The organism is Brucella sp. NBRC 12953, assembly GCF_040369775.1.
Lineage (GTDB): Bacteria > Pseudomonadota > Alphaproteobacteria > Rhizobiales > Rhizobiaceae > Brucella > Brucella pseudogrignonensis.
This window is the reverse complement of record NZ_BAABSV010000002.1, coordinates 678,899-691,148: the sequence shown is the minus strand read 5'-3', so window position 1 is coordinate 691,148 and position 12,250 is coordinate 678,899. Positions and strand designations below refer to the sequence as shown.

Below are 12,250 nucleotides of genomic sequence, written 5' to 3'. Positions count from 1 at the left end.
ACCGGTTCCCACTTTTGGGCGACAAGCTTGTTTAACCAAACCTTTTCGCACCAGCCACGCACAGCACCACCACGCCAGCGGTCAGCACCATGCCCATGCTCACCGGTTCACCGGCAATGGATGCAGCCAGCATCAGGCCGAAGAATGGCTGCAACAATTGCAGCTGCCCGACAGCCGCTGCACCGCCCTGTGCCAGTCCGCGATACCAAAAGAAAAAGCCGATCAGCATCGAAAACAGCGTAACATAAGCAAGCCCGCCCCATGCCATGACGCCGATATTGCCCCAGGTTTCAGGCCGCGTCATGAAGCTGAGTGGCAACATGACCGGCAGCGAAAAGACCAGCGCCCAGCAGATCACCTGCCAGCCGCCCAGCCTGCGCGACAGGCTGGCACCTTCAGCATATCCAAGACCGCAGACAATGATAGCGCCCAGCATCAGCACGTCACCTAGCAACGTTGACTGACTGCCTTGCCCATAGGCATAGGACGCCACAATCAAACCGCCGACAACTGAGAACAACCAGAACAGTGGGCGCGGGTTTTCGCCACCACGCAACACGGCAAACAAAGCCGTCGACAGCGGCAGCAAACCGATAAAGACAATCGCATGTGCCGACGTCATATGCTGTAGCGCAATGCCCGTCAGCAATGGAAAGCCAACCACCACGCCAAGCGCCACGACAATCAGTGAAATAACGTCATTGCGACGCGGAAATGGTTCACGGAAGGCGAGCAGCAGCGCAAGGCCCAGCAGCCCCGCAATCGACGCTCGCGCCATGGTCAGGAAGGTCGGGTCGATGTCGATCACCGCCAGACGTGTTGCGGGCAACGACCCGCTAAAAATCAGAACCCCCAGAAATCCGTTAATCCAACCCGCAGTCTTGTTCATTCTCTGTTTTTGGCCTTCTTCCAACTTGCATGTGTTTCGGCATTCCCATCAGCAACGTGAAGCGGATTTGGCATGGAATGCGAGAAACAAAGGGATAGAGCGGCTTGGGTGATTCCAATCTGCCTGAAACCGCTTTAGTACAGTGCCGCGAATTCCGCCAAATAATCAGAGACAGTTCACGGACAATTCTGCTAAACTGTACTGATACAAAGGATGGTACAGATGATATCGACGGGCCTTTTGCGCAGTCTTGAAGCCGTGGAAGCTGCCTATCTTGGCAGTCGCAGCGAGGACAAGGCAGCGCCCGATAAGATGCCGCTCGTCGAAAAGGTCATGACCATCATTCGCGACCGTATCGCCGCCATGAGCCTTGCGCCCGGCGCTCGCCTTCCTTCAATCCGGCGTTTGGCCGAGACGATGAATGTTTCGAAATCAACGGTCGTAGAAGCCTATGACCGTCTGGTGGCAGAGGGGGTTATCCAGTCGCGCCGCGGTGCCGGTTTCTACGTTTCAGAGCGGGCACGTCAGCCTTTTACGCTTGCCGCAGTGACACCGCACAAGGACCGGCAGATCGATCCTTTCTGGGTAATGCGCCAGTCGCTTGAAGCAGACAATAAGACCTATAAGCCCGGCTGTGGCTGGCTGCCCGATGAATGGTTGCCGCTTGAGGGTATCCGCCGCGCCATGCGCACAATCGCACGCGATGAAGACAGCAATCTCGTCGCATATGGAGAGCCGCTCGGCTTTCGTCCTCTGCGCAATCATCTGGCGCGCAAACTCACCGAACAGGGCATCAACCTTTCAGGCGGCGATATTCTGCTGACCGATTCAGGCACACATGCCATCGATCTCATCTGCCGCTTTCTGCTGCAGCCCGGCGACACAGTGCTGGTTGACGACCCCTGCTATTTCAACTTTCAGGCCTCGCTTCTTTCACACCGCGTCAAACTCATCGGCATCCCCTACACGCATACAGGCCCCGATCTCGAAGCCTTCGCCAAGGCCGCTGAAGAACAAGCGCCAAAGCTGTATATTTCCAATGCTGGGCTGCACAATCCGACGGGCGGCATCATGACGCCCGCCACAGCACACCGGTTGCTGAAGCTTGCCGAAACCCACGACATAAAGCTAGTAGAAGACAATATCTTTGGCGATTTTCACCCTTCGCCAGCACCGCTGCTTGCCGAGCTCGATGGCTTTGACCGGGTGCTCCATATTGGCAGTTTCTCCAAGACACTCTCGGCCGCAGCGCGTGTCGGCTATATTGCCGGTCGTCGTGACTGGATCGACGGAATTACCGATCTGAAACTTGCGACCTCATTCAGCAGCAACGTTTTGTCCGCCCAGATTGTACACGCCCTGCTCACCGATGGCACCTATCGCCGCCATATCGACAGCCTGCGCGCTAAACTCGCTGACGCCATGACCATGACGGCAAACCGGCTCAAAGCAATCGGGCTGGAACTCTGGACAGAACCGCAGGGCGGCATCTTTCTCTGGGCGCGCTTGCCTGAAGGCATGGATTCAAGCCAGATTGCCCGTTATGCGCTTGAAAAGGGTGTTGTGCTTGCGCCGGGCGATGTTTTCAGCCCATCGCATAGCGCGACCCGTTATCTGCGTTTCAACGTTGCGCAATCGACAGAACCCTATATTTTTACTGTTCTCAGCGATGCGATGCGCGAAGGATTGGCATAAGCGCATCCCGAAAAGTCTGAAACGATTTTCGCGATGCGTGCGGAACAAATGTTTAGAGCGTGGATCGGTTTCAATCGGATCGATGCGCTAAATCCATTAACCCGCTCGCATCGAAAACAACTTCAAGCAAAAGCAATGCAGTCAGTCTGCGCATGACGGATATACTCGCCCCCTGTCTTTGAGGAGAGACATCGGGAGGGATAAACGTGAATACACACCCAACCGGGATCGTGGCTAGTCCACGTCCCGAAGACGAAAGACTATCCGTTACAGCCAATCTGGCTTATGGATTTCAGCATGTTCTGACCATGTATGGCGGCATTGTAGCCGTCCCACTTATCATCGGTCAGGCGGCAGGCCTCAGCCCGAGCGAAATCGGCCTGTTGATTACCGCCTCGCTTTTTGCAGGCGGCGTAGCAACTGTACTGCAAACAATCGGTGTTCCTTTTTTCGGCTGCCAGCTTCCACTGGTGCAGGGCGTATCATTCGCCGGTGTGGCCACGATGGTTGCCATTGTAACATCAGCAGAAACCGGCGAGGCGGGCATTCAGGTCGTACTCGGAGCGGTGATGGCGGCAGCCCTGATAGGCTTTATCATCACACCGATCTTTTCGCGCGTGACGCGTTTTTTTCCGCCCCTTGTGACCGGTATCGTGATTACCACCATCGGTCTCACTTTGATGCCTGTTGCAGCACGCTGGGCCATGGGCGGCAACAGCAATGCACCTGATTTCGGTAGCATGTCCAATATCGGTCTGGCCGGGCTGACGCTGGCGATCGTTCTGCTGTTGAGCAAGATTGGCAATGCCACCATCTCGCGTCTGTCCATCCTGCTTGCAATGGTGATCGGAACGGGGATCGCATGGCTTCTCGGCATGACGGACTTCTCGCGTGTTGCAGAAGGTCCAGTTATGGCACTGCCCGAAGTCTTCCATTTCGGCTGGCCGATTTTCAGTATTGCAGCAACACTTTCGATGTTCATCGTGATTGTCGTCACGCTGGTGGAAACCTCCGCCGATATTCTGGCGGTTGGTGAAATTCTGGAAACCAAGGTCAATTCCCGCCGTCTGGGCGATGGCTTACGTGCCGATATGGCATCGAGCATTCTCGCACCCGTCGTCGGCTCGTTCACACAGAGCGCCTTTGCACAGAATGTGGGCCTTGTGGCGGTGACGGGTGTGAAAAGCCGTTATGTGGTTGCGACTGGCGGGCTTATTCTCATCACGCTCGGCCTGCTGCCGGTGATGGGGCGCGTGATTGCCTGCGTTCCGCCAGCCGTACTTGGCGGCGCTGGCATCGTTTTGTTTGGAACGGTTGCCGCAAGCGGTATCCGCACGCTGTCAAAGGTCGACTATCAGAACAATATCAATCTGATCATCGTGGCGACTTCCATCGGTTTCGGCATGATCCCGATTGCCGCACCGGAATTCTATCACCACTTCCCGGCATGGTTTGAGACGATCTTTCATTCAGGCATCAGCTCTGCTGCTTTGATGGCAATCGTGCTCAACCTCATGTTCAACGAGTTCAAAGCTGGTAACTCAAACCAGATGTCGGTGTTTGCTGAGGGTACGGAACGCATCATTCGCCACCATCAGATCGCAGAACTGCATGATGGCGATTATGTCCAGAACGGCAAACTCTACGATGCGGAGGGCAATGAAGTGAAAATCGTCCCGGCAGGTGCTCATTAAAAGCACCTCCAGCAAAAGTGTGAAGCGGTTTTGCGTAAGCAGTGCGTATCAAAAAAATTAGAGCGCGTAGCGCTCTAATTACCGCAATACGCGGATCACGGTCCTATTCGTCAAATGAGGCAGGAGGCGCGCCATATCGGCGCGCTTCAATGCTATACAGCCCTCGGTCGGCGTATAACCCGGACGGGCAAGATGGAAGAAGATCGCACTGCCGCAACCTCGTTTGCGCGGGCTAATGTTCCAGTCCATGACGATACAGGCATCATAAACATCGTCATTGCGCCACATCTTCTCGTGACTTGGCTTAAACGGCAGATTGACCGGACGATTGTAATTGGCGTCTTTTGGCGCATCGCACCAGCCATCCAGCTTACGCACCCGGCGCAGCGGCAAGGGCGATACCGGCCATTGTCCGCCATCGCCACGACGATAGCCATAGAGCAGTCGCATGGAAGAAAGCGGCGTGGCACCGTCGCCTTCGCGCTTGAAAGCGCTGATTCCCCCCTTGCCAAGCGCACATTCCAATACCAAATTGCCAGCAGCAAGCAGGCCGCGCGTTTTATGGCCGGGCTTTGCCCGTACATCGATAATGCCAATGCCGCGGCTTTTTTGATTTCTGGTCAAGCCCTGCCTCCGTTTTCCGCCTGCTGATAAAGTTTGGGTGATCGCCTGAAAATTTGCTCTCTTTTTTCACGGCTTCAACTTATCGCCATTAAATGTCATAAAACACGAACCACTATTTGAATCAAAGAGTAACGAGGACAGGCATGACAGGTCGTACAATACTGATTGTGGACGATGACGAAGATCTCCGCTCCATCCTCGTCGAACAGCTGGAGCTGTGCGAAGAATTCCAGATTCTTCAGGAAGACAACGCTACCAAGGGCATCCAGACGGCCCGAAATGGCATTGTCGATCTGCTGATTATGGATGTTGGCCTGCCGGACATGGACGGTCGCGAAGCGGTAAAGCTTCTGCGCAAGGGCGGCTTCAAGGCTCCGATCATCATGCTTACCGGTCACGACACCGAATCGGACACGATTCTCGGTCTCGAATCGGGTGCGAATGATTACGTCACCAAGCCGTTCAAGTTCGCGGTTCTGCTTGCCCGCATCCGCGCGCAGCTGCGCCAGCATGAGCAGAGTGAAGACGCGACATTCATCGTTGGTCCTTACACCTTCAAACCAGGCCAGAAGCTGCTTCTCGATGAGAAGGGCAGCAAGATTCGCCTGACCGAAAAGGAAGCAGCCATCATCAAGTATCTCTATCGCGCCGGCGACAAGGTCATTGGCCGCGATGTGCTGCTTGAGGAAGTCTGGGGCTATAATTCCGGCGTCACCACACACACGCTGGAAACCCATGTCTACCGTCTGCGCCAGAAAATTGAGAAGGATCCGTCCAACGCATCGCTTCTGGTTACAGAAAGCGGGGGATACAAACTTGTCCCATGATGGACAGCGCCTGATGCGGGTGTAATGACAAGCTATGGCGCTCGATGACGATATTCGCATTCTCGGCTCAGTAGGCCTGTTCGAGTCTTTCACACCCGAACAGTTGCGTCTGCTCGCCTTTGGCGCAGAACGCCTTGTTCTGCGTGCCGGTCGTGAACTGTTCCGCGAGGGCCAGAGTGCCGATTGCGGCTATATCGTCGTATCTGGCAACATCACCTTGTTTCATGATGCAGACGAAGGGCGGATTGCGATCCGCCCCGTCGGCCCCGGCGCGATGCTGGGCGAAATGGCGCTGATTGCGCAGACCACCCGCCTGACAGGTGCCCTGGCCGAAGAAGAGACCGAAGTCATCCGCATCAGCCGTGCAATCTTCCGGCGCATTCTGGAAGAATATCCGGAAGCCGCAGCATCGCTGCATGCCCATATCAGCAAAAACCTGCTGCAGCTGATTGCCGACATCGAAAAAGTCGCGCCACAGCTTAATGGCAACGACTAAAACCTATAATTCAATGACCCGCTCGATACCGATGGCATCCAGAAACGCCTGATCGTGGCTGACCAGCAGCAGACCACCTTCATAGTCATTCAGGGCTGTTTCCAAAGCTTCGATTGAATCGATGTCGAGATGGTTGGTCGGCTCATCAAGGATCAGCAATTCAGGCTTCAGCGTTCCGCCAAGAATGCAGGCGAGTGCAGCGCGCAGCAATTCGCCACCACTCAAGCTCCCTGCAAGACGCGAGGCGCCCTCGCCGCGAAATGAAAAACGCGCAAGTGCTGCATGGGCATCGTTATCGCTCGCCCCTTTGTTCAGTCTGCGGAAGTTCTCGTAAAGCGTTGCACCGCGGTCCATCAAGCTCGTCTGCTGATCGAACACGGCAACCGGCACAAATCGTCTGATCTCGCCTGAAACTGGCTGCAAATCGCCAGCAATCAACCGTAACAGTGAGGTTTTTCCAGCTCCGTTTGCGCCGCGAATGACGATACGCTCTGGCCCGACGATTCTGAGTGAGAAGTCGCGGATGACTGGGTTTTCTGGCACCGGCCCACCAAAAACATCGAACATTTCAAGCACCACACGTCCAGAAGGCGAAAGCGATGCATCAACGTGGAAACGCATTTTCTTGATACGTTCGACTTTTGCTTCTGCTTCCTGCAACTGGCTTTGTGCGCGTTCAGCATTGCGCTCAGCAAGTAGCTCTCCGCGACCACCGGTCTTCTGCGCCTTGTCGGCACGCGCATCGAGCAACAACTTGCTCATACCCGCATCTGCACGGGATTTGCGCCCGCGCGCATCACTTTTTGCTTGCCGTTCGGCAGCTTCCTGCGCCTTGAGCCTAACCCGCTTCACATCGCGCTGAGCCACTTCGAGATCGCGCGCTGCCCCTTCCCGCTCTAGTTCTTTCCGCTCATGGTAGAAATCCCAATTGCCGCCATAGAGCGCCAACGCGCCTTGCGAGAGCTCGGCTATCGCATCCATTGACCGCAACAATTCGCGATCATGGCTGACGACAACAGCAGCCCCCTGCCAATTCGCAAGCATATCGGCAACAGCCTGACGGCCATCGCGATCAAGATTATTGGTCGGTTCATCCAGCAAAATAAGATCGGGCTTCTGAAACAGCAGTGCTGCAAGCGCTGCTCGCGTCTGCTGCCCGCCACTCAACTCGGATAGCCGGGTTTGTGGCGAAAGCGAAAGCCCGAACGACAGCAAAGCTTCATCGAAACGCTGAGGCAACAGCCAATCCGCCTGTTCGAAATCAACGTCAGTGCCCGCACCCGCTTCGATCCGCTCAAGCATTTCAAAGGCATCACGCGCGTCGAACAAATCGGCGAGTGTCTGCTGAGCGTCACCACCGACATTCTGCGCAAGCATACCAATCCGGCTGCTGCGCGTGACGGTTCCACTGGATGGTAACAAATCACCGCTCATGATTTTCAAAAGCGTGGATTTGCCAATACCATTACGCCCGACAAGGCCGATGCGACCTTCGGTTACGCTGAAATTGATGCCTGAAAAGAGAGTACGGCCATCAGCCGTGACGCAGGAAATATCCTGAAGAGTGAGAAGAGAAGACATGAAGAGCCCCGGAAACGTTGAAAACACTGGTCATCTGAAACAGTGCTGTACGATCCATTGCTCTTTTCTCCTCTTCTGAACTTCGCTCTATATAGGCTTGAGCGTTCGATTAATCCAGATCGAATGTCGCAATCACTGGTACGTGATCGGATGGGCGATCCCAACCGCGTGCTTCACGCAGGATCTGTAGTCCCTGCATATGCGCTTCCAGATCAGCCGAACCCCAGATGTGATCGAGGCGGCGACCACGATCCGCTGCATCCCAATCCTTGGCGCGATAGCTCCACCATGTATAGATTTTCTGGTCAGCCGGAATGACCTGACGCATCAGATCGCTCCACCCACCTTTCACGCGCAAGTCTTCAAGCGTGGTAGTTTCAATCGGCGTGTGGCTGACGATTTTCAACAATTGCTTATGCGACCAGACATCGTTCTCAAGCGGCGCGATGTTGAGATCACCCACGAGGATGGATGAATTACCATCCTGCCTGTCAGCCACAATAGCCCGCATTTCCTCAAGAAAGCCAAGCTTATGTGCGAATTTCGGATTGATTGCAGGATCGGGCTCATCACCACCGGCAGGCACATAGAAATTATGGATACGGAGCTTTTTGCCACCCGCTGCGACGACTGCACTTAAGTGACGGCAATCACCCATCTCACAAAAGCCGATCTTCTCCACATCGCTCAGCGGACGTTTCGAGATGGTCGCAACGCCGTGATAGCCCTTTTGACCACTGATCGCGATATGCTCATAGCCAAGTGCGCGAAAGCCCTTGGAAGGGAACTGATCGTCGGGACATTTGGTTTCCTGAAGACAGAGAACATCCGGCTGATAGTCGCTTAAAAACTGCTCGACCAGCGGCATGCGCAGACGAACAGAATTGATGTTCCAGGTAGCAACAGAAAAGGTCATGGGAATAAGACTCGCGGTCACCAAAAGATGGCCGCGAACCTAACGATTTATCCGGCAAATGCAAATGTAGGGCAGCAATAAAACAGAGAATTACTGGCCCTTACGCTTCATCGCGATGCGCTGATAGTCGATCTTGAACATATCGTCGGTAAAGCGCACACCGGTTCGCAAATTGAAGATCATCACCGTTGTATCAAGGCCTTGCGCATCGGTGATCGTCCACTGCTTCAGTTCATAGGTCTTTGGCTCGAACATCAGCGTAATCTTGGAGCTGCCGAACACTTTTTTGTCACCAATGACCAGTGTGGTCATATCCGGGTCCTGTTTGACGCTCTGAAGACGGCCACCGCCAAGGTCAATCTTATCGGAAAGAAGCAGCTTCAGCGGCGTGGTGCCCAGCGCATACATATCCCAGGTATCGAGCTTACGATTGTTGATGACAACCTGATTGCCATCCGAAATCACGCGTACCGGCGAGTTGTTGTAATTGAAACGGATTTTGCCCGGACGCTCGATATAGAAAGTGCCGCCTGTCTGGTCGCCCTTCGGGCCAAACTGAACGAACTCACCGGTCATGGTGCGAACAGAAGAGAAATGATCAGCAATCTGCTGAGCGGCCGCGGCATTTCCCGCGCCCTGCGCCTGAGCCGCAACCGGAGTGAACACCGGCGCAACAGAACCAAGAATCAATGCTCCCAATCCGAGGAAGGCCGCGAAACGGCTGGCTTTCGCAAATGCGGAAATGCGGGAGAACATCATCGGCAAACTCTCTCTTTTCATCATTCTCTAAAGGTAGATCGGCAGTTGGGCGCCAGTGTGGCAACTCAAAGTGTGGCAACTCAAGCTCACAAATTCTCGGCTAGAAATCGTCGTCGCCTGTTGGCACCAGTATTTCGCGCTTGCCGGCATGATTGGCAGGTCCAACGATACCTTCGTCTTCCATGCGTTCGATGATCGAAGCAGCACGGTTATAGCCAATGCCCAAACGACGCTGGATATAGGAAGTCGAAGCCTTCTTGTCGCGCAGCACCACAGCCACGGCCTGATCATAAGGATCGTCAGAATTTTCAAGGTTAGACGTTCCAGCCGGACCGCCGCCTTCATCCTCTTCCTCGTCTTCAGTGATCGCATCGAGATATTCCGGCACGCCCTGAAGCTTCAGGTGCTGAACAATACGCTCTACTTCGTCATCACCCACGAATGGACCATGTACGCGCTGAATGCGACCGCCACCGGCCATAAACAGCATATCACCCTGACCAAGCAGCTGCTCGGCGCCCTGCTCGCCAAGGATAGTGCGGCTGTCGATCTTCGACGTAACCTGGAAGGAAATGCGGGTCGGGAAGTTTGCCTTGATCGTACCCGTGATAACATCGACAGATGGGCGCTGTGTTGCCATGATAACGTGGATACCTGCGGCACGCGCCATCTGCGCCAGACGCTGCACCGTGCCTTCAATGTCTTTACCAGCCACCATCATCAAATCGGCCATTTCGTCGATGATCACGACGATATATGGCATTGGTTCGAGATCAAGCTGCTCGGTTTCGTAGATCGCTTCACCTGTATTACGATCGAAGCCGGTCTGAACGGTACGGGCGATCTGCTCACCCTTTTTCTGGGCCTGACCAACACGCTGGTTGAAGCCGTCAATATTGCGGACACCAACCTTGGACATCTTGCGATAGCGGTCTTCCATTTCGCGCACGGTCCACTTGAGCGCAACGACAGCCTTTTTCGGGTCGGTCACAACCGGCGTCAGAAGATGCGGAATACCGTCATAGATGGAGAGTTCCAGCATCTTTGGATCGATCATAATCAGACGGCATTCCTGCGGCGTCATACGATAGACCAGCGACAGGATCATGGTGTTGATCGCCACCGACTTACCCGAGCCGGTTGTACCAGCCACCAACACATGCGGCATCTTCGCAATATCGGCAATCACCGGTTCACCGTTGATTGTCTTACCCAGCGCCAGCGCAAGCTTTGCCTTTGACTGTTCAAAGTCACGGCTTGCCAGCATCTCGCGCAGATAAACCATTTCGCGCTTCTGGTTCGGCAATTCGATACCGATGACATTGCGACCCGGAACAACGGCAACACGGGCTGCTATCGCGCTCATCGAGCGGGCGATATCATCCGCCAGACCAATTACGCGAGATGATTTGATACCCGGAGCCGGTTCAAGTTCGTACAGAGTGACAACCGGACCCGGCTTCACATTGATGATCTCGCCGCGCACACCGAAATCTTCCAGCACGCCTTCAAGCAGACGCGCATTCTGTTCAAGCGCATCCTTGGACAGCGACGCATCGCGCTGTACGAGCTTGGGCTCAGCCAGATAATGCAGCGACGGCATTTCAAATGCGCCGCCTTCCTTGAGGAACGACGCCTGTGCTTCACGCTGGATGCGCGCGCCACTCTTAGGTGAAGGCGCACGTTCGCCAACGCGTGCTTTGGCGCGCTGTGGCGGTGCATCATGCCATTCCTGGCCTGCCAGCGGCGCACCATCGCCGTCATTATCGAAACCGTCATCCATTTCAAACGGCGGCTCTTGTGACGGAGCAGAACCAAATCCCGGATCATGGCGAGGACCGTTGCGCGTTTCAGCACTACGACGCACGCTGCGCATATCGCCGAATTCGTCCTCACGCGGCTTACGACGCTTCATGCCTGTAAGGCGCCTGAAAGTGGCGGTTGCACTGAGCATTGTATGCGTCATAGCACCGACGAATTGCGAAATGCCGCCCGATGCCGTTTCGTCGTCATTATCGTCGTCTTCGAAGTCGTCTTCCGCAGCACCGCGCGCGGCAGGCGTGTCGGCCAATACTTCGCGGCGACCAATAATGCCACTTGCAAAAAGGCAGAGCCAAAGGGCTGGGAAGGCGAGCACCAGCGCAATGCCGGATGCTATCGCACCTTGTGGGAATGTACCGATGAAAATGCCTGGGATGCGCAGCATCATGTCACCGAAGACACCGCCAAGGCCAATTGGCATTGGCCAGCTTTCCGGCACCGCAAAGCAGCTTGCAATGGCTGCGAACAGCAGCGCTGCGCCAAGCCAGGCAAAACTGCGCTTGGCAATGCGACTGATACCGCCACGCGTCATCAGCAGCAGTGACCAGATGACCAGCGGAAGCAGAACTGGAACGCTTGCAAGGCCAAAGAACTGCATGGCGATGTCGGAGAATACCGCGCCCGGATAGCCAAGCGCATTGGTAACAGGGTTGTCTGTTGCATGGCTGAGGCTTGGGTCTGCAACATTCCATGTCGCCAGAGCCCCCACCGCAGCACCCGTAAGCGCAAGCAATCCCAGACCAAACAGGATATAAAATTGCCTGCGGAAGATATTGGCCAATCTCAGCCTGTCTTCCGAAATCCGCTCGTCACGCAGCGGGTATGAGGGCGAATATCCTTGCCGCATAAAGCCTGTCCCGAACCATGTTTTGGTGCCCTGCGGCTTGTGAAGCCTCGGGCGCAATGAATCGGGGTGATCCTAGCCTTGCGATGGTTAATTCCTCATTA

10 protein-coding genes are annotated in these 12,250 nt (G+C 55.1%); 4 read left to right on the top strand and 6 right to left on the bottom strand.

Features of this window, described 5'->3' with window-relative positions:
* Positions 1-31 precede the first annotated feature (31 nt).
* On the bottom strand, positions 32-889 hold the full coding sequence (locus ABWV94_RS07160; RefSeq protein WP_113499475.1) for a DMT family transporter: 858 nt from the start codon (positions 887-889) through the stop codon (positions 32-34).
* 222 nt (positions 890-1,111) lie between these two features.
* On the opposite strand from ABWV94_RS07160, the gene ABWV94_RS07155 reads away from it, so the two are divergent.
* Together ABWV94_RS07155 and ABWV94_RS07150 are read left to right on the top strand one after the other, a co-directional pair.
* On the top strand, positions 1,112-2,584 hold the full coding sequence (locus ABWV94_RS07155; RefSeq protein WP_113499477.1) for an aminotransferase-like domain-containing protein: 1,473 nt from the start codon (positions 1,112-1,114) through the stop codon (positions 2,582-2,584).
* Positions 2,585-2,790: 206 nt separating this feature from the next.
* Positions 2,791-4,278 (top strand): nucleobase:cation symporter-2 family protein, encoded by a 1,488-nt coding sequence (locus ABWV94_RS07150; RefSeq protein ID WP_353412895.1) that lies wholly within the window; start codon positions 2,791-2,793, stop codon positions 4,276-4,278.
* A 78-nt stretch (positions 4,279-4,356) separates the two neighbouring features.
* Here the strand turns inward: ABWV94_RS07150 and ABWV94_RS07145 are convergent, their stop codons facing one another.
* Positions 4,357-4,902 carry a L,D-transpeptidase family protein gene (locus ABWV94_RS07145; RefSeq protein WP_079212410.1) on the bottom strand — a complete coding sequence of 182 codons (546 nt, stop codon included), beginning with the start codon at positions 4,900-4,902 and terminating at the stop codon, positions 4,357-4,359.
* Positions 4,903-5,045: 143 nt separating this feature from the next.
* Here ABWV94_RS07145 and optR point away from each other — a divergent pair, with 143 nt between their 5' ends.
* Both optR and ABWV94_RS07135 read left to right on the top strand, forming a co-directional pair.
* Positions 5,046-5,729, top strand: coding sequence for a response regulator OptR (gene optR / locus ABWV94_RS07140; protein WP_007872155.1), 684 nt, complete (start codon positions 5,046-5,048; stop codon positions 5,727-5,729).
* 34 nt (positions 5,730-5,763) lie between these two features.
* The gene (locus tag ABWV94_RS07135; protein ID WP_007872156.1) at positions 5,764-6,225 is read left to right on the top strand and encodes a cyclic nucleotide-binding domain-containing protein; all 462 of its coding nucleotides are present in this window, start codon (positions 5,764-5,766) and stop codon (positions 6,223-6,225) included.
* A 3-nt stretch (positions 6,226-6,228) separates the two neighbouring features.
* On the opposite strand, the gene ABWV94_RS07130 is transcribed toward ABWV94_RS07135, so the two are convergent.
* The 4 genes from ABWV94_RS07130 to ABWV94_RS07115 all read right to left on the bottom strand — a co-directional run bounded on the left by ABWV94_RS07130 (position 6,229) and on the right by ABWV94_RS07115 (position 12,149).
* Positions 6,229-7,806: an ABC-F family ATP-binding cassette domain-containing protein gene (locus tag ABWV94_RS07130; protein ID WP_353412892.1), complete on the bottom strand. Its 1,578-nt coding sequence runs from the start codon at positions 7,804-7,806 to the stop codon at positions 6,229-6,231.
* A gap of 109 nt (positions 7,807-7,915) precedes the next feature.
* Positions 7,916-8,722, bottom strand: a complete 807-nt coding sequence (locus tag ABWV94_RS07125; protein ID WP_113499559.1) for an exodeoxyribonuclease III — start codon at positions 8,720-8,722, stop codon at positions 7,916-7,918.
* A gap of 90 nt (positions 8,723-8,812) precedes the next feature.
* Positions 8,813-9,481: an outer membrane lipoprotein carrier protein LolA gene (locus tag ABWV94_RS07120; RefSeq protein WP_181152460.1), complete on the bottom strand. Its 669-nt coding sequence runs from the start codon at positions 9,479-9,481 to the stop codon at positions 8,813-8,815.
* 100 nt (positions 9,482-9,581) lie between these two features.
* Positions 9,582-12,149 (bottom strand): DNA translocase FtsK, encoded by a 2,568-nt coding sequence (locus tag ABWV94_RS07115; RefSeq protein ID WP_079212413.1) that lies wholly within the window; start codon positions 12,147-12,149, stop codon positions 9,582-9,584.
* Positions 12,150-12,250 lie beyond the last annotated feature (101 nt).

What these genes read in the sequence shown, in the direction of transcription:
- ABWV94_RS07160 (WP_113499475.1), bottom strand. Translation starts at nt 889, where the DNA reads ATGAACAAGACTGCGGGTTGGATTAACGGATTTCTGGGGGTTCTGATT.
- ABWV94_RS07155 (WP_113499477.1), top strand. Translation starts at nt 1,112, where the DNA reads ATGATATCGACGGGCCTTTTGCGCAGTCTTGAAGCCGTGGAAGCTGCC.
- optR (WP_007872155.1), top strand. Translation starts at nt 5,046, where the DNA reads ATGACAGGTCGTACAATACTGATTGTGGACGATGACGAAGATCTCCGC.
- ABWV94_RS07135 (WP_007872156.1), top strand. Translation starts at nt 5,764, where the DNA reads ATGGCGCTCGATGACGATATTCGCATTCTCGGCTCAGTAGGCCTGTTC.
- ABWV94_RS07130 (WP_353412892.1), bottom strand. Translation starts at nt 7,806, where the DNA reads ATGTCTTCTCTTCTCACTCTTCAGGATATTTCCTGCGTCACGGCTGAT.
- ABWV94_RS07125 (WP_113499559.1), bottom strand. Translation starts at nt 8,722, where the DNA reads ATGACCTTTTCTGTTGCTACCTGGAACATCAATTCTGTTCGTCTGCGC.
- ABWV94_RS07120 (WP_181152460.1), bottom strand. Translation starts at nt 9,481, where the DNA reads ATGATGTTCTCCCGCATTTCCGCATTTGCGAAAGCCAGCCGTTTCGCG.
- ABWV94_RS07115 (WP_079212413.1), bottom strand. Translation starts at nt 12,149, where the DNA reads ATGCGGCAAGGATATTCGCCCTCATACCCGCTGCGTGACGAGCGGATT.